This window comes from Amycolatopsis sp. TNS106 (genome assembly GCF_019330265.1).
GTDB classification, from domain to species: Bacteria; Actinomycetota; Actinomycetes; order Mycobacteriales; family Pseudonocardiaceae; genus Amycolatopsis; species Amycolatopsis lurida.
Map to the genome: position 1 here is coordinate 3,967,733 of NZ_CP024972.1, position 22,341 is coordinate 3,990,073.

At 70.5% G+C, this 22,341-nt stretch carries 19 protein-coding genes; 3 read left to right on the forward strand and 16 right to left on the reverse strand.

Annotated features, from left to right (window positions below):
- Positions 1-117: 117 nt before the first annotated feature.
- Together pknB and CVV72_RS17745 are read left to right on the forward strand one after the other, a co-directional pair.
- Entirely contained in the window at positions 118-2,172 is a 2,055-nt protein-coding gene (gene pknB, locus CVV72_RS17740; RefSeq protein WP_219153423.1) for a Stk1 family PASTA domain-containing Ser/Thr kinase, read from the forward strand.
- A 130-nt stretch (positions 2,173-2,302) separates the two neighbouring features.
- Positions 2,303-3,088: a hypothetical protein gene (locus tag CVV72_RS17745; RefSeq protein WP_219153424.1), complete on the forward strand. Its 786-nt coding sequence runs from the start codon at positions 2,303-2,305 to the stop codon at positions 3,086-3,088.
- A gap of 116 nt (positions 3,089-3,204) precedes the next feature.
- Here the strand turns inward: CVV72_RS17745 and CVV72_RS17750 are convergent, their stop codons facing one another.
- Positions 3,205-4,038, reverse strand: coding sequence for an NAD(P)H-binding protein (locus CVV72_RS17750; RefSeq protein ID WP_219153425.1), 834 nt, complete (start codon positions 4,036-4,038; stop codon positions 3,205-3,207).
- A gap of 95 nt (positions 4,039-4,133) precedes the next feature.
- On the opposite strand from CVV72_RS17750, the gene CVV72_RS17755 reads away from it, so the two are divergent.
- Positions 4,134-4,883 (forward strand): TetR/AcrR family transcriptional regulator, encoded by a 750-nt coding sequence (locus CVV72_RS17755; RefSeq protein WP_219153426.1) that lies wholly within the window; start codon positions 4,134-4,136, stop codon positions 4,881-4,883.
- A gap of 71 nt (positions 4,884-4,954) precedes the next feature.
- On the opposite strand, the gene CVV72_RS17760 is transcribed toward CVV72_RS17755, so the two are convergent.
- From CVV72_RS17760 to CVV72_RS17830, 15 genes are all read right to left on the reverse strand, one after another.
- The gene (locus CVV72_RS17760; RefSeq protein ID WP_219153427.1) at positions 4,955-5,773 is read right to left on the reverse strand and encodes a cell division protein FtsQ/DivIB; all 819 of its coding nucleotides are present in this window, start codon (positions 5,771-5,773) and stop codon (positions 4,955-4,957) included.
- Between the two features lie 2 nt (positions 5,774-5,775).
- Positions 5,776-7,185, reverse strand: a complete 1,410-nt coding sequence (gene murC, locus CVV72_RS17765; RefSeq protein WP_219153428.1) for a UDP-N-acetylmuramate--L-alanine ligase — start codon at positions 7,183-7,185, stop codon at positions 5,776-5,778.
- Positions 7,178-8,305 carry an undecaprenyldiphospho-muramoylpentapeptide beta-N-acetylglucosaminyltransferase gene (gene murG, locus CVV72_RS17770; RefSeq protein ID WP_219153429.1) on the reverse strand — a complete coding sequence of 376 codons (1,128 nt, stop codon included), beginning with the start codon at positions 8,303-8,305 and terminating at the stop codon, positions 7,178-7,180. Before murG ends, murC begins: the two co-directional genes overlap by 8 nt.
- The gene (gene ftsW / locus CVV72_RS17775; RefSeq protein WP_219153430.1) at positions 8,302-9,780 is read right to left on the reverse strand and encodes a putative lipid II flippase FtsW; all 1,479 of its coding nucleotides are present in this window, start codon (positions 9,778-9,780) and stop codon (positions 8,302-8,304) included. Before ftsW ends, murG begins: the two co-directional genes overlap by 4 nt.
- Positions 9,767-11,170, reverse strand: a complete 1,404-nt coding sequence (gene murD / locus CVV72_RS17780; protein ID WP_219153431.1) for a UDP-N-acetylmuramoyl-L-alanine--D-glutamate ligase — start codon at positions 11,168-11,170, stop codon at positions 9,767-9,769. Before murD ends, ftsW begins: the two co-directional genes overlap by 14 nt.
- Positions 11,171-11,173: 3 nt before the next feature.
- Positions 11,174-12,259: a phospho-N-acetylmuramoyl-pentapeptide-transferase gene (gene mraY / locus CVV72_RS17785; protein WP_016332673.1), complete on the reverse strand. Its 1,086-nt coding sequence runs from the start codon at positions 12,257-12,259 to the stop codon at positions 11,174-11,176.
- A complete protein-coding gene (murF, locus tag CVV72_RS17790) occupies positions 12,256-13,767 on the reverse strand; it encodes a UDP-N-acetylmuramoyl-tripeptide--D-alanyl-D-alanine ligase (RefSeq protein ID WP_219153432.1) in 1,512 nt (503 codons plus the stop codon). The genes mraY and murF overlap by 4 nt, the downstream gene beginning before the upstream one ends.
- The gene (locus CVV72_RS17795) at positions 13,764-15,269 is read right to left on the reverse strand and encodes a UDP-N-acetylmuramoyl-L-alanyl-D-glutamate--2,6-diaminopimelate ligase (RefSeq protein WP_219154004.1); all 1,506 of its coding nucleotides are present in this window, start codon (positions 15,267-15,269) and stop codon (positions 13,764-13,766) included. Before CVV72_RS17795 ends, murF begins: the two co-directional genes overlap by 4 nt.
- Before the next feature lie 528 nt (positions 15,270-15,797).
- Entirely contained in the window at positions 15,798-17,726 is a 1,929-nt protein-coding gene (locus tag CVV72_RS17800) for a penicillin-binding protein 2 (RefSeq protein ID WP_219153433.1), read from the reverse strand.
- Positions 17,726-18,436 (reverse strand): hypothetical protein, encoded by a 711-nt coding sequence (locus tag CVV72_RS17805; protein WP_219153434.1) that lies wholly within the window; start codon positions 18,434-18,436, stop codon positions 17,726-17,728. Before CVV72_RS17805 ends, CVV72_RS17800 begins: the two co-directional genes overlap by 1 nt.
- On the reverse strand, positions 18,433-19,392 hold the full coding sequence (rsmH, locus tag CVV72_RS17810) for a 16S rRNA (cytosine(1402)-N(4))-methyltransferase RsmH (protein WP_219153435.1): 960 nt from the start codon (positions 19,390-19,392) through the stop codon (positions 18,433-18,435). Before rsmH ends, CVV72_RS17805 begins: the two co-directional genes overlap by 4 nt.
- A gap of 204 nt (positions 19,393-19,596) precedes the next feature.
- Positions 19,597-20,028, reverse strand: coding sequence for a division/cell wall cluster transcriptional repressor MraZ (gene mraZ, locus CVV72_RS17815; RefSeq protein ID WP_005156436.1), 432 nt, complete (start codon positions 20,026-20,028; stop codon positions 19,597-19,599).
- 495 nt (positions 20,029-20,523) lie between these two features.
- On the reverse strand, positions 20,524-21,276 hold the full coding sequence (locus CVV72_RS17820; protein WP_219153436.1) for an ESX secretion-associated protein EspG: 753 nt from the start codon (positions 21,274-21,276) through the stop codon (positions 20,524-20,526).
- Positions 21,273-21,851: a PPE domain-containing protein gene (locus tag CVV72_RS17825; RefSeq protein ID WP_219153437.1), complete on the reverse strand. Its 579-nt coding sequence runs from the start codon at positions 21,849-21,851 to the stop codon at positions 21,273-21,275. Before CVV72_RS17825 ends, CVV72_RS17820 begins: the two co-directional genes overlap by 4 nt.
- Positions 21,852-21,861: 10 nt before the next feature.
- Positions 21,862-22,302: a DUF3558 family protein gene (locus CVV72_RS17830; protein ID WP_255632725.1), complete on the reverse strand. Its 441-nt coding sequence runs from the start codon at positions 22,300-22,302 to the stop codon at positions 21,862-21,864.
- Positions 22,303-22,341 lie beyond the last annotated feature (39 nt).

Consider the following 22,341-nt stretch of genomic DNA (forward strand, 5'->3'; position numbering starts at 1 on the left):
GGAGAGTGCCCGGTCGGTCACGTATACCGCCGATTCGACGAAATGACGGGAATCGTGATCCCCGGGGAGCCAGGTCCCGTACACCAGAACATGGGTACTTCCGTACGATCCATAGCCGTGACACGCACGGATCCCACTCTGGTGGGCACTCTGCTCGAGGGCCGCTACCGGGTGGACAAGCTGCTCGCACGCGGTGGGATGTCGTCGGTGTACCGCGGCGTCGACACCCGCCTGGACCGCCAGGTCGCCATCAAGATCATGGACCCGCGGTTCGCCGACGACAGGTCGTTCGTCGAGCGTTTCGAGCGGGAGGCCAGGTCGGCGGCCCGGCTGCATCATCCGCACGTGGTGGCGGTGCACGACCAGGGTTTCGACACCCCCGGCGGCGAGGAGTCCGGCCGCGCTTTCCTGGTCATGGAACTCGTCGACGGCGGAACCCTGCGTGAACTGCTCGCCGAACGCGGTCCCCTGGACGTCGCGCTCGCGCTGAGCATCACCGAACCGGTGCTCTCCGCGCTGGCCGCGGCGCATGCCGCCGGCCTGGTGCACCGCGACGTCAAACCGGAGAACGTGCTCATCGGCCGCGGCGGCACGGCGCTTTCGGGCGGCGTGGTCAAGGTGGCGGACTTCGGCCTGGTCCGCGCGATCGCCAGCGCGGGTACCACGAGTTCGAGCGTCATCCTCGGCACCGTCGCCTACGTGTCCCCCGAACAGGTCGCGACCGGCGCGACCACCTCGCGCGGTGACGTCTACTCGGCCGGGATCCTGCTGTACGAAATGCTCACCGGACGCCCGCCGTACACCGGCGACACCGCGCTCTCGGTGGCGTACCGGCACGTCAACGACGACGTCCCGCGCCCGAGCGAGCTCCGGCCGGGCATCCCGCCGCAGCTGGACGAGCTGATCCTGCGCGCCACGCGCCGCGACCCCGAGCAGCGTCCGGCCGACGCCGCGGCTTTCCTCGCCGAGCTGCACCATCTGCGCACCGTCCTGGGTGTCCCGGCCGTCCCGGTGCCCGTGCCGTTGCCCGCCGACGCCGATCGGGAGACCGACGCCGAGCGCACCACCCCCGGCATCCCCGCCGTCCCGGCGGCGAACCCGGCCATGGCGACGACGGTGCTGACCCCGGTCGCCGAAGCGACCATGCCGGTCACCGGCCCGCGCGGAACGCAGGCACTGCACCGTGAGCCGCCGATCCCCGCCGCCCAGCCGCCCCGCACGCCTCCCCCGCGGCCCCGGCCGGCCGCCGACGACGAGCAGCCGGGGTCGCGCAAGCGCCTCTACGTCATGATCGCCGCCGCGGTGCTGGTTCTCGGCGGCCTGATCGGCGCGTTCGCCTTCATCCTCAACGACACCGGGCCGAGCTCGTCGTCGGTGCCGAAACTGGCGGGGATGAACCAGGCCGCCGCCGGGGACGCGCTCCGCTCGGCGAAGCTGACCCCGGCCTACACCGAGGAGTACAGCGACACCGCCGCCCAGCACACGGTGATCCGGTCCGACCCCGCGGAGGGCACGTCGCTCGCGCCGGGCGCCACGGTCAACGTCGTGCTGTCGAAGGGCCGCCCGATCGTGCCGGACATCCAGGCCGGGACGAGCCCGCAGGACGCGGAGACGGCGATCAAGGCCGCGCAGCTGACCCCGGTCCAGGGCGAGCAGGAGTACAGCGACGTCGCCAAGAACAAGGTGATCCGCGTCGACCCGAGCCCCGGTTCGCAGCTGAACATCGGCGGGCAGGTCACGATCATCCTGTCGAAGGGCCCCGAGCCGCTGCCGCCGGTCCCGGACGTCACCGGGCAGACCAAGGACGCCGCGTTCCAGATCCTGCAGCAGGCGGGTTTCCAGCCCTTCCAGGCGGGCGAGGAGTTCTCCGACCAGTTCGCCGCCGGTCAGGTGATCCGCACCGACCCGAAGGGCGGCGGCAAGGCGAGCAACCGCCGCATCGGGGTGTTCGTTTCGAACGCCGTCGAAGTACCGAACGTGACGTTCAAGCGGATGGAGGAGGCGTTCCAGATCCTGCGGCAGGCGGGGCTGGAGCCCGACCGTCAGGGACGCGGAAACGGCAACGGGAACGGCGGCGGAAACGGCGGTTTCGACTTCGTCCTGGAGCAGGATCCGCAGCCGGGCACCAAGGTGCCGAAGGGGACGAAAGTGAAGCTCAAGGGCTTCGGGTGACGCGAAAGGTGCGGTGAAACCGTTCAGTACCGGCGTGGTCATCGGTTACCGTGAACCGCATGGTGGTCGTTGACGGCGTGAGCGGCAGGTCGGACAGCTTCACCCCGCGTTCTGCCGCGCCCGGTCCACGATGAGCTTCTTCACGGACGCTCCGCGCAACCGCCCCCTGTTCCCGGTGCCGGAACAGGAACTGTTCGGCTACAACGGCCGCCCCTGGGTGGAGCCGCCGCACGAGTACATCGTCCCGGCGATCCTGCCCTGGTCGATGCCGCTGGGCCGCGCCGAACGGACCATCGTGGCGCTGCGCGGTATCGAGGTGTGGCCGGAGTCGGTGTCGTTCCAGCTGTCGGTGTACTCGCGTGATCTGCTGCTGGACGAACCCGGCGAGGGCCTCATCGACCATCGCCGGGTCCCGGACTACAACGCGCTGCTGGTCGGCGTGCTCTTCCCCGATGGCAGGCGCGCCAGTTCGGAGACCATCTCCGTGCCGTCGGCCACCAAACCGGATCAGCCGGTGCTGCGCGCGCAGGGGCTGGGCGGTTCGGCGTTCCACGTCGACCACGAGATCTTCCTGTGGCCGCTGCCGCCAGACGGGCCGCTGGAGCTCATCGTCCAGTGGCTCGACCGCGACATCGAGGAGACCCGCACCTCCCTGGACGGCACCGCGATCCGCGACGCCGCCAAGGAGGCGGGCGAGATCTGGCCCGGCCTGCCCGCGCGCGAGGCGCACGGGCTGCCGGTCCGCCGGGTCGGGGCGCAGGCGATGATCACCCCGGCCTGGCCCCGCGAATCGCAGTCCCCGCCGCCCTTGCCGCAACCGTCCGCGCCTCGGCCGACCTCCCCGCCCGCCGAGGCTGCCGCTCAGCCGCGACGCGGTGCGCCGCTGCCGACCCGCCTCCCCCGCCGGGCCCGCTGAGGGCGGCAACTCGTATCTCGCGTGATCCTGGCCGTATCTCGCGTGATTGAAGCCGTAACTCACGAGTTACGCCTTCAATCACGTGAGTTACGGCTTCAAGCACGTGAGTTACGAGTTCAGCGGAACGCTTCGACGTTCGTCACCGCCCACTCCGCGTAGGTGACGCCAGGCCGTCCGGTGAGCTCCTGGACGACACCCGTCGGCTTGTCGGGGTTTTCGGTGAAGTACGCGAAGCCGTCGAGGAGCCATTCGGCGATCTCCGCCGGGATGCCGGCGGCGGCCCACTGCTTGTTCGCCTCTTCCCGGGTCAGCTCGTGGAAGACCACCTCTTCGCCGAGCGCGGCCGAGATGGCGGCGACCTGTTCGCGCTGGCTGATCGCCTCCGGACCGCTCAGCGTGTGCTTCTTGCCGACGTGCCCCTCGGTCAGGATGACGTGCGCCGCGACGGCGGCGATGTCCGCGAGGTCGATCGGCGTCATCCGCGACTCGGGGTAGGCCTCGCGGACCACGCGCTCGGCCTTGATCGTCTCGGCCCAGCCGAGGGTGTTGTTCATGAACGCGCCCGGCCGCAGGAACGTCCAGTCGAAGCCTCCCTCCCGGACGGCCTTCTCGATGATCGCGTAGTCCACGCCGCTCGAGTTCTCCGCCGGGTCGTCGGCGTTGCTGCCCGACAGCGCGACCACCCTGCGCACGCCGGCCTCCTTCGCCAGCTTCACGAAGTCGTCCACCTTGGCCGCGAGCGGCGCCAGGTACACGGTCTCGATGCCTTTCAGGGCTTCCGGCAAGGTCTCCGGTTTGCCCAGGTACCCCTTGGCGACCTCCACCTGTTCGGGCAACGCGGCCTTCGCCGGATCGACGGTCAGCGCCCGCACCGGCGCCCCGGCCTCCACCAGCTCGTCGACGAGCAGCCTGCCGACGCTTCCGGTCGCACCGGTCACCAGGATCGTCACGATTCCCCACTCCTTTTCGTACGCCCTACGGGATAGACTTAACCGTACCGCATACGAGAATGTAGAATCCAGCTTCACGGCCGAGTGGAGTGTGGATGGACTTCGAGCGCAGCCTCGAACTGTTGTGGCGTGACCGCGGCGAAGCCCGGCAGTCGACCAGGGGGCGGAAGCCGAAACTGACCCTCGACCAGGTGATCGCCACCGCCGTCGCGCTCGCCGACGGCGCGGGCGAGGCGACCGTGTCGATGAGCCAGATCGCCAAGAAGCTCGGCGCCGGCACGATGACGCTCTACACCTACGTCCCGGGCAAGACGGAACTGCTCGACCTCATGGTGGACTCGGTGCTCGCCGAACGGGACCTCCCCGGCCCCGGCGATCCGCGGCCGGACGGCTGGCGCGAGCAGGTGCGGCTCTACGCCGAGCGCACCCTGGCCGTGTTCCGCGCGCATCCGTGGCTGCGTTCGACGTCGATGGTGCGGCCGGTGCTCGGCCCCGGGCTGATGGCGGGCCAGGAGTACCTGATCGCGGCGGTGTCGGACATCGGGCTGGAGCCGCGCAAGGCGGCCGCGGCCGCGAACAGCATCGAGATCTACGTACAGGCGAACGCGACGCTGTTCGCCGAAACCGCGCTGGTCGAACAGGAGACCGGGCAGTCGACCGACGCCTGGTGGGGGCAGCGGTCGGTGTTCTGGGAGAAGTACTTCGACGTGGAGCGCCATCCGGCGATGACGCGGATCTGGGAAAGCGGCGGTTACGACGCGGACACCTGCGAGGCCGCCGACGAGACCTTCGCGTTCGGCCTGGAGCGCCTGCTGGACGGCATCGAAGCCCTCGTCACCCGCTGACCACCCCGCGATTCGTCACCTGCTTGCGGTAGTTCTTAGCGCGAACTACCGCAAGCAGGTGACGAATCGCGTCAGGAGACGGTGGGCAGATCCGGGGCCGAGACGTCGAAGACCTTGCCCTCGCGGGTGAGCAGCGCGGCCAGGACCTTCGCCTTGCGTTCGGTGTCGGCCGACGTCCCCCACCGCACCGTCTTCCCGTCGGCCAGCGCGAACTCGACGCTGCCCGGGGTCTTCGCCGTCGCGGTGGTGACCTGCTTGAGCAGCTGTTGCGGGATCACGCCGAGGACGCCGGTCACCGCGCGGGTCACCGGATCGTCGGCCGACACCGACGGCAGCTTCAGCTCGGGCAGCCCGGCGGGCCGCTCCTTGACGGTCTTGAACACCACTCCCCCGCCGTCGACGAGGTGCACGCCGTCGCCGCCGGGCCCGCTGTCGAAGAACGCGATCGCGGTCCGTTCGGTCACGGTGATCTCGAGGGTGCTCGGCCAGGACCGCGAGACGTCGACGGTCGCGATACCGGGCATCTGCGCCACCCGGTCGCGGATCTCGTCGGTGTCCAGGCGCAGCATCGGTTTCTGGTCCGGCACCGCCGCCGCGGCGCGGATCTGGTCCGCGGGCACGGAGCTCGCCCCGACGACGTCTACCTGCTGCACGCCCAGCATCGAGCTGAACCACAGCAGGTAGACCAGCGCGACGGCGGTCAGCACCGAGAGCAGCGCGACCCAGCGCCGTCGCAGCTCCTTGTGGCGGCTCGGCCGGGCGGTGCGGCGGCGGTCGTACACCGACCGCCTGCCACGCCGTTCCTTCAAGCGTTGAGTCCGCTGAGCGCGTTCGGTGCGCGGACGCCGACCGGGTTCGGCCGGGCGGCGGCGTTCCCCGGTCCGCGGCATGGCTACCCCGCCCGCCGGTCCAGTTCGGCCAGGATCTCCGGGCCGAGCTGCGTGACGTCGCCGGCGCCCATGGTCACCAGCAGATCGCCGGGCTTGACCAGATCCGCCGCGAGCTTCGCCGCGACGTCGAACGCGGGCTGGTAGTGCACGGGGACACCGGAGATCTGGTCGGCGATGAGCGCACCGCTCACCCCGGGCTCCGGCTTCTCACGCGCCCCGAAGACGTCCAGCACGACGACCTCGTCGGCCAGTGACAGCGCGGCCGCGAACTCCTTCGAGAACGTCTTCGTCCGCGAGTACAGATGCGGCTGGAAGACCACGATGACCCGGCCCGGGCCTGCGGCCGTCCGCACCGCGCGCAGCTGCGCGTCGACCTCGGTCGGGTGGTGCGCGTAGTCGTCGTACACGCGGACGTCGCCCGAGCGGCCCTTGAACTCGAACCGCCGCCGGACGCCGCCGAACGCGGCGAGCCCTTCGGCCAGTCCTTCGACGGGCGCGCCGAGCTCGATCCCGGCCAGCAGCGCGGCGATCGCGTTCAGCGCCATGTGCTCGCCCGGCACCGCCACCCGCAGGACGATTTCCTCGCCCTGCAAGGAGATCCGGACGACACCGCCATCCGGCGCGGGGGCGTAGTCGAGCACCTTGGCGTCGTCTGCGCCGGTGACCGAACGCCCATAGCGGCGGACACGGATGCCCTGCGCCGACGCCCGCGCGCCCAGCTCCGAGGCGCCCTCGTCGTCACCGCAGACGATGAGCAGCCCGCCCGGCACGATCCGGCCGAGGAAGTCGGTGAACACCGAGACGTACGCCTCGGCCGTGCCGTGGTGGTCCAGGTGGTCCGGCTCGACGTTGGTCACCACGGCGACCGACGGCGAGTAGGCCAGGAACGATCCGTCGCTCTCGTCGGCCTCGGCGACGAAGATCCCGCCCTCGCCGTGGTGCGCGTTGGCACCCGACTCGTTGAGGTCACCGCCGATGGCGAACGACGGGTCGAGACGGCACTGCTGCAGCGCGACGGTCAGCATCGACGTCGTCGACGTCTTGCCGTGCGTCCCGGCGATGCACGCGACGCGGTGCCCCTCCATCAGCCCGGCCAGCGCCTCGGCGCGGTGCAGCACGGTGATCCCGCGTTCCCGCGCGGCCGCCAGCTCCGGGTTGTCGTCCTTGATCGCGGTCGACACGATCACCGAGGACGGGCCTTCGGGGAACGCGTCGAGGTTCTCGGCGCGCTGGCCGACGGCGATCTCGGCGCCCTGGGCACGCAGCGAAAGGAACGCGCGAGACTCCTTGGCGTCGGATCCGGAGACCTGCGCGCCGCGGGCCAGCAGGATCCGCGCGATACCGCTCATCCCGGCGCCGCCGATCCCGATCAGATGGGCACGCGTCAGCGTGTCGGGGAGTTGGTCAGGCACCTGCGGCCTCCAGCACGATCTTGGCAAGGGTCTCGTCGGCCTCGCGGTGGCCGAGGCCGACCGCGGCCGCACTCATCTTCGCGACCCTGTCGGCGTCGGACACCAGCGGGATCACCAGCTCCGCGACCTTGGCGGGGGTGAGGTCGGCGTCGTCGACCATCAGCCCGGCACCGGCCGCGACCGCGGGCCGGGCGTTGACCGCCTGTTCGCCGTTGCCATAGGGCAGCGGGACGAACACCGCGGGCAGGCCGACGGCGGACACCTCGGCGACGGTCATCGCGCCGGAGCGGCACAGCACCGCGTCCGCGGCGGCGTAGGCCAGGTCCATCCGCTCCAGGTACGGCACCGGGACGTACGCGGGCCGTCCGGGGAACTCCTGGACGACCAGCGTGTTCTTCGGCCCGTGGGCGTGCAGGACGCCGACGCCGGCGTCCGCGAACTCCTTGGCGGCGCCCGAAACGGCGCCGTTGATCGACACCGCGCCCTGCGAGCCGCCGAAGACCAGCAGCGTCGGAGCGTCGGGGTCGAGCCCGAAGTGCTCACGGGCTTCGGCGCGCAGCGCGGCCCGGTCGAGCGAAGTGATGGAGCGCCGCAGCGGGATGCCGATGACCTCCGCCTTCGCCAGCGGCGTGCCCGGGACGGCGACGGCGACGCGGACGGCGAACCGCGCGCCGACCTTGTTCGCCAGGCCCGGCTTCTCGTTGGCCTCGTGGACCACGATCGGCGTGCGGCCGCGCGCGGCGAGGTACGCCGGAAGCGCGACATACCCGCCGAAGCCGACGACGACGTCCGCGCCGACCCGGTCCAGGACCTCACGGGTGCGCTTGACCGCGTCGCGGACCTTCAGCGGCATCTTCAGCAGTTCGGGTGTCGGTTTGCGGGGCATCGGCACCGGCGGGATCAGCTCCAGCGGGTAGCCCCGCGCCGGGACGAGCTTGTTCTCCAGCCCGCGCTCGGTCCCGAGCGCGATCACCTTCGCGTCGGGACGCAGGCGCATCACCGCGTCGGCGAGGGCGAGTGCTGGTTCGATGTGCCCTGCGGTACCACCGCCGGCGACCACGACCACCGGCGCTTTGCCGGCGACCTCGCCTGAAGCGCCACCTCTGACGGGGTTGTTCACCTATGACCTCTCCGGTTTGCGGTACCCCGTTTCGCGGTACCGCGGTTCGCCGCCGTTCGCGCGGCCGTCCTCCTGCCGGGTTCCCGTACCGAACGGCGCCGCTCCTGTGCGGGCGAAGGCCTCGCCGTCCTCGGCGCGGGCCTCGCCGCCTTGGCGGCGCCTCCCCTGGCCGCGGCGCCCTTGCGTTTGGCGGGCGGGCGGTACGGCTCGGGCGCGGGAAGCCTCAGCAGGCGTCCGAATTTACCCGGCCCCTGCGAGCGCAGTGCGGCCACCGCCTCCGGTTCGTGCCGGGCGGCGTTGGCGAGGATCCCCATGATGAGCATGGTGATCACCAGCGACGTGCCGCCGTAGGAGATCAGCGGCAGCGTGACCCCGGTGACCGGCAGCAGCCCGACCACGTAGCCGATGTTGATCCCCGCCTGCGCGACCAGGAAGACGGTCAGCGTGCCGGACACGATGCGGATCCACGGGTCGAGGTTGCGGGTGGCGATCCGCAGGCCCACGACGGCGACCCCGGCGAACAGCCCGAGCACCACCACGCAGCCGATGAAGCCGAGTTCCTCGCCGATCAGGGCGAAGATGAAGTCGTTCTGCACGTTGGGCAGGTAGCCCCAGTTGGACTGGCCCTGGCCGAGGCCCTTGCCGAACATCCCGCCGTCGGCGAGCGCGAGTTTCGCCTGGTTGGCCTGGAAACCGTCGGCGCTGGTGTCCGGGTCGCCGGAGACGAACGACATGACCCGCGCCAGCCGGTACGGGGCGATGATCGCCAGCACCAGGATCCCGGCGAGACCACCCGCGAGGATGACGCCGAACAATCGTTTCGGCGCGCCCGCGAACCACAGCAGCGCCATCAGCACGACCGCGAGGGTGATCGTGCCACCGAGGTCGGGCTGCATCATGACCAGCGCGAACATCAGCAGCGCGATCGGCACGACCGGGACGAGCAGATGCCGCCACTGGTTGATGATGTTGTACTTGATCACCAGGATGTGCGCGCCCCAGAAGGCCAGCGCGACCTTCGCCGCCTCGACCGGCTGGAAGGCGAACCCCCCGAGCCGGAACCAGCCCTGCGAGCCGTTGACCTCGGAGCCGAGCGGCGTCAGCACCAGCACGAGCAACCCGAGGCACACCACGGTCGCCGTCGCCGACAGCCGCCGGACGCGTTCCAGCGGCACCCGGAGCCCGATCCAGAACACCACGGCGCCGATCGCGACGAACATGAGGTGCTTGCTGAACTGGGCGTACACGCCGGTGCCGGTCTTGGGGTTGTACGAAGCGACCGACGAGGCGGACAGCACCATCACGATGCCGATCACGGTCAGCACGCCGGTGAGCGCCAGGACCAGATGGAACGAAGCGAGCGGTCGCGAAAGCCAGGCCGTCAGCGCGGTGCGGAAGGCGACGAACGGGCTTTCCTTGCGCTCACGACGCCTGCGGGGCGGTGTCTCGCGCTTTCTCTCCTCAACCGCCGTCACTGGTCTCCCCCGCACCGTCGCGCAGGACACGGACCGCGCTCGCGAACGCGTCGCCGCGTGCGCCATAGCTCGAGTACATGTCCAACGACGCCGCGGCGGGGGCCAGCAGCACCACATCTCCAGGGCGCGCCAGGGCTCGGGCCGCCTTCACCGCCGCAGTCATGGTGTCATCGTCACCCGAAGGGAGGCTGTTCACCGGGACATCCGGCGCGTGTCGCGCGACAGCGGCGGCGATCACGGGTGAATCGACGCCGAACAGGACGACACCGCGCAGCCGCCCGGCGATCGAGCCGACGAGTTCGTCCACGGAAGCGCCCTTGAGCTGGCCACCGGCGATCCAGACGACGTTCAGATGGGCGCGCAGCGAACCGCTCGCCGCGTGCGGGTTGGTCGCCTTGGAGTCGTTGATGTACCGGACGCCGTCGATCTCGCCGATCTCCTCGGCCCGGTGCGGGGCGGGCCGGTACTCGCGCAGGCCCTTGGCGACGTCCTCACCGGTGACGCCATACGCCCTGGCCAGCGCGGCCGCGGCGAGCGCGTTCGAGACGTTGTGCGGCCCGGCGGGACGCACGTCGGCCAGGGTGCCGAGTTCGTCGGCGCTGGTCGCCGGATCGGCGACGAAGGCGCGGTCGACCAGCAGGTCCTCCACGATCCCGAGTTCGCCGGGGCGCGGGGTGTCCATGCCGAAGGCGACCCGGCGGGCGTCGGCGGGCGCGTGCTCGTCGGCGAGCCGGGCGGACCACGGTTCGTGAAGGTTGTGCACCACGTTCCGGGAATGGGTGTGGACCCGTCCCTTCGCGGCCGCGTACTCCTCCATCGAGCCGTGCCAGTCGAGGTGGTCCTCGGCCAGGTTCAGCACCACCGAGGCGAGCGGCGCCAGCGTCGACGACCAGTGCAGCTGGAAGCTCGACAGTTCCACGGCGAGCACCTCGTGCCCGGCCCGGACCGCGTCGAGTACCGCGAAGCCGACGTTCCCGCAGGCCACGGCGTCGACCCCGGCGGTGCGCAGGATCGACTCCAGCATCCCGACCGTGGTGGTCTTGCCGTTGGTGCCGGTGATCGCGAGCCACACCGGCGGCTTGTCACGCAGCTGCCCGACGCGCCACGCCAGCTCGACGTCACCGATCACCTCGATCCCCGCCTGAGCCGCCGCCACCAGCAACGGCGACGTCGGCTTCCAGCCGGGGCTGGTCACGACCAGCTCGACACCTTCGGGCGGCTCCGTCAGGCCTGGCACCAGTTCGGCGCCGAGCCCTTCGAGTTCCGCCAGCCGTTCGGCGTTGCCGTCGGTGACGGTGATCCGCGCGCCCAGGTCCGCCAGGACGGGGACGATGGACTTGCCGGTGACCCCGGCTCCGGCGACGAGGACGTGACGCCCGGCGAGCTCCACTGGCTAACCCCCGAGGCCGAGCTGTTCGCTGTAGAACAGGCCGAGACCGAACATGCAGCAGATGGCCGAAAGCAGCCAGAACCGGATGATGACGGTGGTTTCGGCCCAGCCCGCGAGTTCGAAGTGGTGGTGGAAAGGCGCCATCCGGAACAGCCGCCGCCGGGTCGTGCGGAACACGGCGATCTGCGCGACCACCGAGATCATCTCGACCATGAACAGACCGCCGATGACGATGGCGAGCAGTTCGGTGCGGGTGGTCATCGACAGCCCGGCGACGAGGCCACCGAGGGCCAGCGAACCGGTGTCCCCCATGAAGATCTTCGCCGGGGCCGCGTTCCACCACAGGAAGCCGACGCAGGCGCCGGTCGCCGCGGCGGCCACCACGGCCAGGTCCAGCGGGTCGCGGACGTCGTAGCAGGCGGCCTGCGGGGTGACCGCGCACGAGAGGCGGGTCTGCCAGAAGGCGATGACGACGTAGGTCGCCAGCACCATCGCCGCGGTGCCGCCGGCGAGACCGTCGAGGCCGTCGGTGAAGTTCACCGCGTTCGACCAGCCCGAGATGACGATGTAGCAGAAGATCACGAAGAACACCGACGGGAAGGTGATCAACGCGAGGTCCCGCACGTAGGACAGGCTCTCCGACGCCGGGGTGAGCCCGCGTTCGTCGGCGAACTGCAGCGCCAGGATCGCGAAGGCGATCGTGACCACGAGCTGGCCAACCAGTTTCGCGGTCTTGTTCAGCCCGAGGTTGCGCTGCTTGCGGATCTTGATGAAGTCGTCGAGGAAGCCGACGAGCCCGAGGCCCACGGCCAGCAGGAGGACCAGCAGCCCCGACGCGGACGGGCCGCCGGTGCCGTTGCCGCCGCTGAGCGCGCTGATCAGATGCGCCACGAAATACCCGACGACCATCGCGACGATGATCGCGACACCACCCATCGTCGGGGTACCGCGTTTGGATTTGTGTCCCTGCGGTCCTTCCTCCCGGATCTCCTGGCCGAAGCCCTGCCGGGAGAACACCCGGATCAGATAGGGAGTGAGGAGGATGGAGACCAGCAGGCCCGCCGCGGCCGCGATCAGGATGCTGATCACGCGTCACCACCGTTCGAGCGTTCTTGAGAGGGGGAAGGGGGCACTACAGGGGAGGCGAGCACAGCGTCGGCCACTCGCCACAGCGCGGCGGCCTTGGAAGCCTTCACCAGCACCACGTCGCCCGCGCGGAGCTGATCATGCAGCAGGGCGATGGCGGCCTCGACGTCGGGTACCAGTACCGACTCCTCGCCCCAGGAACCCTCCTGCTGCGCGCCCTGATGGGTCGCCGCGGCCGCCTGGCCGATGACGACGAGCTTGTCGATGTTGAGCCGGACGACGAGCCTCCCGATGCCGTCGTGCGCCTCGACCGAGTTCTCGCCGAGGTCGCCCATCACGCCGAGCACGGCCCAGGAGCGGCGGTTCGCGCTCATCGACGCGAGCGCCTTGAGGGCGGCCCGCATCGACTCGGGGCTGGCGTTGAAGGAGTCGTTGAGGACCGTGACGCCGTCGGCGCGGGTGGTGACCTCCATGCGGCGTTCGGAGCGCCGTTCGAGGCTCGACAGGCGGGCCGCGACCTCCTCGACCGTCGAGCCCATCTCCAGCGCCACGGCGGCCGCGCTGAGCGCGTTCGCGACGTGGTGTTCGCCGTAGAGCGGCAGCTTGACCGGCGCTTCGCCGCTCGGGGTGACCAGCCGGAACGACGCGCGCGCTTCACCGTCGAGGGTGATGTCGGCCGCGCGGACCTGCGCGGACTCGCTTTCACCGACGAACACCACGCGGGCCTTCGTCCGGCTCGCCATCGCGGCGACATACGGGTCGTCGAGGTTGAGGACCGCGACACCGCCGTCTTCCGCGCTCGGCAGCGCCTCGACGAGCTCGCCCTTGCCCTTGGCGATGCCCTCGCGGGAGCCGAACTCGCCGACGTGGGCGGTGCCGACGTTGAGCACGACCCCGATCCGCGGCGGCGCGATGGCCGCCAGCTCGGCGATGTGGCCGGGCCCGCGGGCGGACATCTCCAGCACGAGCTGCCGGGTCGAGTCGTCGGCCCGCAGCGCCGTCCAGGGATGGCCCAGCTCGTTGTTGAACGATCCCGGCGGCGCCACCGTCGGGCCGAGCGGCTCCAGCAGCTGGGCGATGATGTCCTTGGTGGAGGTCTTGCCCGCCGAACCGGTGACCCCGACGACGGTCAGGTGGTCGCCGGCGAGCTTCCGGATCACGTGCCGGGCGATCTTGGCGAGCGCGGCAAGCACCGCGGCACCCGCCCCGTCCTTGTCCGAGACCAGCGCGAAGGCCCGCTCGTGCCCCTCGCCGGCCTCCAGCGGCGGCACGATCACGGCGGGCGCGTCGACCTCACGGGCCGCGAGCACCGCGACGGCGCCCGCTTCGACGGCCCGCGCGGCGAAATCGTGGCCGTCGACCTTGGCCCCGGGCAGCGCGATGAACAGACCGCCGGGAGTGACCTCACGGGTGTCGAATTCGACGCTTCCGGTGACCTCGGCGGTCCCGTCGGTCCGATGCAGCCTGCCGCCGACGATGGCGGCGATCTCGGCCAGGCTGAGCACGATCACTCTGTCTCCAGACGTCTGCGGATGGCGGAGGCCAGCTCTTCCCGGTCGGAGAACGGGTGCACGACACCCTGGACCTCCTGGCCGGTCTCGTGGCCCTTGCCCGCGATGAGCACGATGTCGCCGGGCCGGGCGAGTTCGACCGCGCGGACGATGGCTTCCCGGCGGTCGGCGATCTCGAGGATCTCGCCGCCCAGGGCCGGACCGGCGTTGCGGGCACCGGCCAGCATCGCCGCCCGGATCGCGGCCGGGTCCTCCGAACGCGGGTTGTCGTCGGTCACGATCAGGACCTCGCTGCGCCGGACCGCCGCCTCGCCCATCACCGGGCGTTTGGCGGTGTCGCGGTCCCCGCCACAGCCGAGGACGGTGATGATCCGGCCCTCGGTGCGGGCACGCAGCGCGTCGAGCCCCTGCGCGACCGCGGCGGGCTTGTGCGCGTAGTCGACGACGGCGGTGAACGACTGGCCGAGGTAGACCCGCTCCATCCGGCCCGGCACCTCGACCGAGCCGAGCCCGGCGACGATGGCGTCGAGCGGGACACCGGCGGTGTTCAGGATCGCGGCCGCGAGCACGGCGTTGGCCACGTTGAACTCACCCGGCAGCGGGATCTTCGCCGAAGCGGTGAGGCCTTCGGGACCGTGGAGGGTGAACGTCTGCTCACCCGCCGGGGTGGGAGTCAGGTCGGTGGCGCGCCACAGCGCGTCCGTGCCCGGTTCGGTGGACACGGTCACTGTGTGCGGGGTGAGGAGTGCCTGGCCCCAGGCGCTGTCGACGACGACCACCTCGGCGGTGGACCGGCCGTCGAACAACAGCGACTTGGCGGCGAAGTACTCCTCCATGTCCTTGTGGAAATCCAGGTGGTCCTGGGAGAGGTTCGTGAAGGCGCCGACCGCGAAGCGCGTGCCGTTGACCCGGCCGAGCGACAGCGCGTGGCTGGAGACCTCCATCGGGACGTGCGTGACCCCGCGTTCCACCATCACGGCCAGGAGGGCCTGCAGATCCGGTGCCTCGGGGGTGGTGAACCCACTGGCCAGCCGCTCGCCCGCGATCCGGGTCTCGACCGTGCCGATCAGCCCGGTGGTGAGCCCGGCCGCCTTGAGCCCGGCGTCGACAAGGTACGACGTCGTGGTCTTGCCGGACGTCCCGGTGATGCCGAGGACGGACAGTTCCAGCGACGGCTCGCCGTAGATCCAGGCGGCGATCTCGCCGAGGGCGGCGCGCGGGTCCGGGTGCACCAGGATCGGCACGCCGGCGTCGCGGAGCACCGGGCGCTCGGCACCGGCCTCGTCGGTGAGCACGGCGGCCGCGCCGGCGGCGATGGCCTGGTCGCTGAAGTCCGCGCCGTGGGCGCGGGCGCCGGGAAGCGCGGCGAAGAGGTCACCGGGGAGTACGTGCTGCGCGCGCAGCGTGCTGCCCGTGACGGTCAGCTCGGCCGCGGACGGATAGTCGTCGCCGCCGACCACGAGCCGGGCGCCCGCCCTGGCGAGCAGCGTGCCCAGCGGCATCGGCTCGATCCTGGCCGGGCGAGGGGGTGCGGCGACGGCCTTGACCGGGCTGTCCGGGACCTGGGCAGCCGTCGCGCCGGACCCGCTTTCGACGGCGGGACCGCTGCGGGGATCTGAAGTAGGCACCGACACAGCAAAGGAGGTTACCGGCGCGGCATTCGGGTGACTGAAGCGGTGCGGTGTGTGCACGCGACGATCATGCGCGTGGTAATGGGTTTCGTGAGCTCTCCTTGGCACGCAAGGGCTTCCGACTGTCGCTTGAGGACTTCACCCCTCGGCGGGCCCGCGTTCTCCGCACGTGCTCAGCGCGGAGACCCGTTCACGCACAGCGACGATCATGTTTCGTCGCTCCGGCGGCGGCCACGGACGTTGCGAAAGCCACTTTCGCAACGTGGGTACCGGACGCTCAGCCGTGGTGTCCGGATCCGTAACTCGCGTGATCGGAGCCGTAACTCGCGTGTCTGGAGCCGTATTTCGCGAGTTACGCCTTCAATCACGCGAGTTACGCCTTCGATCACGCGAGTTACGTCAGGACAGCACCAGCGGCACCTGGGGCGACGGGCCGTCCGAAAGCGGGATCTGGAACCGCTGCGCCAGGTACGCGGCCACCGAGTGGAACAGCGGCGCGGCCGAGAGCCCTTGCTGCAGGGTGGAGTCCGGGGCGTCGAGCCGGATGCCGATCACGAAGCGCGGGTTGTCGGCGGGCAGGATCCCGGCGAAGGTGATGTTGTAGAGATGGTCGCTGTAGGTCTTCGTCTTCGGGTCGACCTGCTGACCGGTGCCGGTCTTCCCGGAGATCTGGTATCCCTCCAGCGCCGCCTTCGGCCCGGTGCCGCTCTGCTGCCCGCGCCCCTTCTGCGTCACGGCGCGCATCATGTCGCGGACGGTCTTCGCCGCCTGCGGACTGATCACCTGGACGGTCTTCGGCGCCGGCTCCGGGACGAGGGTCCCGTCCGGATTGACCTTCGCCTTGACCACCCGGGGTTCCACGCGCAGCCCGTCGTTCGCGATGGCCTGGTACATCCCGGCCATCTGCACGACCGTCATCGAAAGTCCCTGCCCGATCGGCAGGTTTCCGAAGGTCGTGGCCGACCACTGGTTGCGCGGCGGCACGACACCCGGGCTCTCACCGGGGAGGCCGAGCCCCGTCCGCTGGCCGAGACCGAACTTCTTGAGCAGGTCCGCGTACCGGTCCTCGCCGAGTTTCTGCGCCAGCAACAGGGTGCCGACGTTCGACGACTTCGCGAAGATGCCGGTGGTGGTGAACTGCTGGGTGCCGTGGTGCCAGGCGTCCTTGACGATCTTGTCCGCGACCTGCAGCGAACCCGGCACCGGCATGGAGGCCTCCGGCGTGGTGATACCCGCGTCGATCGCGCCCGCGGCGGTGACGATCTTGTTCACCGAGCCGGGTTCGAACGGCGTGGTCACCGCGCGGTTGTTCAGGTTCTCCGTCTCACTGCGCGAAGCGGGGTCGTTGAGGTTGACGGTCTTGTCGTTGGCCAGCGCGTAGACCTCGCCGGTCTTGGAGTCCAGGATGACCGCCTGGCCGCCCTTGGCCTTCGACTTGGCGACGTAGTCGCTCAGCTGCCGCTGCAGTTCGTACTGCAGGTCGGTGTCGATCGTGAGCTGCAGGTCCGAACCGGGGACGGCGTTCTGGATGTCCCGTTCGGTGCCGGGGATGACGAGGTTGTCGTTGCCGTTACGGGTGTTGACGATCTTGCGGCCGGGCGTTCCGGCGAGGTCGTTGTCCCGCGAGGCCTCGAGGCCGTAGCCACCGTGCAGGTTGTGCTTGGAGACGTCCTTGTCGTCGGTTCGCCAGTTCGCGTAGCCGACGATGTTCGCGCCGATCGAGTCACCGGGGTACTCGCGCTTCGAGCGCTTCTCGACACTGATCCACGGGTAGTCCTTGACGATCGCCTCGGCGACCGACGGTTCGATGTCGTGGACCAGGTAGGTGAAACCGTCCGGCTTGTGGAACTTGTCCAGCAGTTCCTGCTCGGTGATCACCCCGGGCAGCTTGGCCGCGATCAGCTTCGCCGCGCCCGCCACCTCGGACTCGAAGTTCTTGCCCTTGGTGGGGTTCTTCGCGGCGAAGTCGTCCATCGTCTTGCGGAGCCAGTTCAGGCTCACGGCGAGTGTCCGCACCTCGACGCTGAACGCGATCTTCGTGCCGTTGCGGTCCAGGATGGACCCGCGCTGGGCGGGACTTTCGATCACCGACGTCCGCTGCCGTTCCGCGGCCTCGGAGAGCGCGCCGGCCTCGAACCACTGCACCTGCACCAGTTTGAGGCCGGCGAGCACCATCACGACGATCAGCAGGATCCGGACGCCGGTGAACCGGCTCCGGTTTCCCCCGTTGCCCCGGCGGGCGGTGGCACGACGCGTACCGGCGGCGTAGGTCCGCCGCGCGCTCCCCGCCGACCGGGCCCTGGACTGCGCCGGGCGGCCGGGCGACATCACTGACCTCCCTGCGCCGGGGCCGCGTTCTCCTGCGGCACCGCGGGCTGGTCACCCTCGTACGGCGTGCCCTGCTGCGTTCCCTCGGCGGGCGGCGGCGCCGTCGACTCGGGCGAGGCGGCGGGCGCTTCGGCTTCGGCCTTCTTCGGCTCACCGACCACAGTGGACTGCCCGTCCGGACCGACCACGATATGCGCGGGGTCGCCGCCGGGCACCATGCCCAGTTCCCTGGCCTTGGGCGCCAGCGAAGCGGGCGACTCGGCCTTCGCGACCTCGCGTTGCAGCCGCTCCTTCGCCTCGGCGAGCCCGGCGTTGGTCGTGCGGAGTTGTTCGAGCCGGTACGAATCGGCGATGGCCTGCGTGGTCAGCCACAGCGTGCACGCCACGCCGACGGCCAGCATGCCCATCATCATCAGCACGAACGACGCCCGCGAACGCGGCCAGCGCAGCGTGAACTTCTTCGCCGGCTCTTCCTTGCCCGCACCGCTTTCGGCGTCGGGACGGGTGCGTTTCTGGTCCCGCTGCAGCAGGTCTGCGCGCTGGGCGCGGCGGGCGTAGGCGCGTTCGGCCGCCGAGGTGCGGCCGCGGGAGGCACGGGTGGACGTCGTGGATTCGGTGGTGCCGGGCGCCTCGTCGACCGTGCTGGTCGCGCGGGCGCGCCGTCCGGGCGCCGGTGTCCGGCGGCCGCGGGACTTCGCGGGAGCGGTCATCGTGCTCGGTCTCCGATCCGTTCGGCGGCTCGCAGCCGCACGGAGGCGGCCCGCGTGTTCAGTTCGGTCTCCGCCTCGCCGGCCTTCTCGGCCCCTCTGGTGAGCAGTTTCAGTTCCGGGCCGTGGCCCGGCAGTTCCACCGGAAGCCCTTCCGGCGTCCGGGATTTCGCCAGTTCCGCGAAGGCCTGCTTGACCAGCCGGTCTTCGAGGGACTGATAGGACTCCACGACGATGCGGCCGCCGACGGCGAGCGAGGACAACGCCCGCGGCATCGCCCGCCGCAGCACCTCCAGTTCGCCGTTGACCTCGATCCGCAACGCCTGGAACGTGCGCTTCGCCGGATGCCCGCCGGTGCGCCTGCTCGCCGCGGGGACCGCGTCGTACAGCAGTTCCACCAAGCGCCCGCTGCGCGTGAAGGGTTCCTTCTCCCGTTCCGCCACAACGGCTTTGACGATCCGCTGGGCGAAGCGTTCCTCGCCGTAGTCACGCAGGATCCGGATCAGCTCGCCGGGCGCGTAGGTGTTGAGCACGTCGGCCGCGGTGAACCCGGTGGTCGGGTCCATCCGCATGTCGAGCGGGGAATCCTTGGAGTAGGCGAAACCGCGCTCGGCCCGGTCGAGCTGCATCGAAGAAACCCCGAGATCGAACAGGATGCCGTCCACTCTGGACAGTCCGAGACCCTGCAGCGCGGACGGCATCTCGTCGTAGACGGCGTGCACGAAGTCGACCCGGTCACCGTGCCGCGCAAGCCGTTTCGCGGAGAGTTCCAGCGCGTGCGGATCGCGGTCGAGGGCGACCAGGCGCAGCAGGGGGAACGCGGTGAGCAGCGCGTCGGAATGACCGCCGAGTCCGACGGTCGCGTCGACCAGCACGGCCTCGCGGTCGGAGAAGACCGGCGCGAACAGCTCGACGATGCGGTCCAGCAGCACCGGTACGTGCTCGTGTTCGTCTGCCATGTCTTCCCCCCTTTCCTGTAGTGCCGGGGAAGATGCCGGATGCCGTCAGGTCCCTGTCCGCCCGCCTGCTGACCTGGTACCGGGGAAGGTGTACCAGGGCCACTGAGCGGACAGAGGCCTCACGGCATCCGTGTGGACGGTTCCCGGCGTGTCCGAAGCACGAACCCGCGCCCCCCGACGGCGTGGGTGCTTCCTCGGCCACGTCTAGAAGACGCCCGGCAGAACTTCCTCTCGAGCCTTCGCGTAGCTGTCCTCGTGTTCGTCCAGGTAGCCCTGCCACGCTTGGGCGTCCCAGATCTCCAGCCTGGTGATCGCCCCGATCACCACGCACTCCTTGTTCAGCCCGGCGTAGCGTCGGAGCTCGGACGCGATCGCGATACGTCCTTGCCCGTCCGGGCGTTGTTCGTCCGTCCCGGCGAAGAGATAACGCTGATAGGCCCGGACCGCCTCGTTCGTGAACGGGGCGTCGGCGACCTTCCTCGCCATCTGCTCGAACTCCGCCCGGGGGAAGACGAAGAGACAGTGATCCTGTCCCTTGGTGACCATCAGCCCACCGGCGAGCGCGTCGCGGAACTTCGCGGGCAGCGTGAGCCGCCCTTTGTCGTCCAGTTTCGGGGTGTGGGTGCCGAGGAACACCGGCTCCACCTCCCTACCGCTCCCGGTTGCGAACAACCAGGCTCGGCCACGGGGCTCCCTTCTGCCCCACTGCGCACCACCGTACCCCACTTTTCACCACAGTCAACGCGTCAAAAGCCGCGACCACTCCGTCGTGTCAGACGTTTTCGCTGGTCAGCCAGGTGGGGCCAGGTGGGGGCTCGGTGGGGGACGGTGGCCAAGATCCCCCTGGCCGGGTATCGAAGCAACCTCATCCATGCCTGATGCGTCCGGATATCGGCAGCCGGAACCCTGCTGTGGGGCCAAGTGGGGTGAAAGTGGGGAATCCGGTGGGGCACGGTGGGGACCGCTCAGGACACAGTGGAGGGTGACGTCGGTTCATCCCATGAAATGTCGACAAAGGACCCCCGCCCTCCTCTTGGGGCCCGCCTGAAGTCCGTGAAGGCCTCCTTGAGGGACTCTGGGTCCCTCAAGGAGGCCTTCACGGACCGGCCTCACCACTCACGAGGACGTGGGCTAGCGGTCTTCGTCCAGCAGCGAAGCCAGCCGCGCGGCCAGCCGGGGACCGTCCACAGGGGACACGTTCACCCACGCCTGCCCGCCGCGGCCCTCGGTCCGCGCCGCGCAGTACGCGCCGACGTCGGTGTCGAACCAGGTCAGGCCGCCTGCCCGGTGTGCCCGGCCGTCGCGGTCGCGGGTCCGCACGGTGAACTGGCCCGCGCTGTAGACGGGCCGCGCCTGGATCGCGAGGACCTCGCGCAGCTGACTGTCCGAAGCCGACGATCGCCCGCCGTCGCCGAACACCGGATCCTCCAGGTCGTCGCCGAAACGCGCCGCGGGGAGGCTGATGCCGTAGCCGGGGCCGGGCCGCAGTTCGGGCAGGACGCCGACGATCGCGGCGAACACCTCGCCGTCGGTGATCCCGGACAGCGCGATGGTCTGTTCCGGCTGCATGGCCAGCACACCGTGTCGTCCGCGCGCGGCCGCGACCGCGCGGAACGGGGTTTCGGCGGTCATGTCGGCCAGCGCTTCGCATTCGACGTAGACCTCGGCGCGCGCGAGCAGGTCCAGCCTTGCCTCCAGGGCGGCGTCGAGCCGGTCGCCGTCGTAAAGGCCACGTTCGGCGAGGTTTTCGTAGACCGCGCCGCGGATCTCGGCGCGTTCCGCTTCCGTCGCGCCGACACTGCGGACGGACAGCGGCCAAGGCGGGGCCGCGTGCCCCAGGTCGGACCAGAGGACGTCGAACGCCGACGCGGAAACGCGGATCAAGACCGCCCCAGCTCGGGCGGCTTCCCGAAGGAGACCTGCGGCGTCAGCGAACGCAGGGAAGCATCGCGGGTGTTCATGACGTCGACGGCCTTGCGCCGGGCCTCCTCGGCCTCCGCGTGTTTGGCCTCCATCTCGTCGGCGAGCGCGGCGAGGAGCGCGAGGTTCCCGCCGGCGGCGGCGCCGCGGATCATCGCGCCGGGGTCGTAATCCACCGGCGGCGGCATGTCGGCACGGGCCCGCGCCGCCGCTTCGGCCTGCCCGGACACGGCCTTCCCGAGCGCGGACGAGATGTCCGCGGACCAGGTCAGCCAGCCGGACGCGGTGGCGAGCACCCCTCGAAGCGCGTCGCCCGCTTCGCCACGCCAGTTCTCTTCGCTGCTGCCGACCAGCCCGGCCAGCTCGGACGTCGCGTCGTGCATACGTCGCGCGAGCGCGTCCCAGGCGGCGCCGATCCCGCCGGCCGCTTCGGGATCGTTACCCGCTTCGACCTCGGCGGCCAGCGCTTCGTGGCTGTAGGCCTCGTACCGCGTGGCCGCGACCGGGACCTCGCGACCCGGCGTCTCTCCTTCAGACACGGCAGTTCTCCTAAGGCAGTTTGGGTTCGGCCAGTCCCGCCACCGTCATCGCGCGCTCGCAGGCGAGCGGGGTGTCGGTGAAGTTCGTGTTGCTCACGTCGATCTGGACGCTCGCCTTCTCCCCCATGCCGAGCAGGACCGCGCAGGTCCCGTCGGCGGCCTTCTTGTCGGCGACCTTGAGCGCCTCCCGGCCGCCGACCTTGGTCTTGGTGGCGGTCTTGCGCGCGACCTCGAGATCCTTCAGGCCGTTGCGCTCGTCCACGGTGATGGTGACGCCGAAGGTCGCGGGCACCGTCCAGTCGCAGGCGCGGGCACCGTTGATCTCTTTCGCGACGCCGAGCACGTTCAATCCCGCCGTCGACCGGTCCTGCGGGCCGAGCAGCGCGCAGGGATCCAGCATGGCGCGCGGGGCCGTGCCTGCGACCGAAGCGCCGGTGCGTACCGTCTCCACGCTCGGAGCCGGTGCCTGGCCCACGGCCCCTTGCCCGCA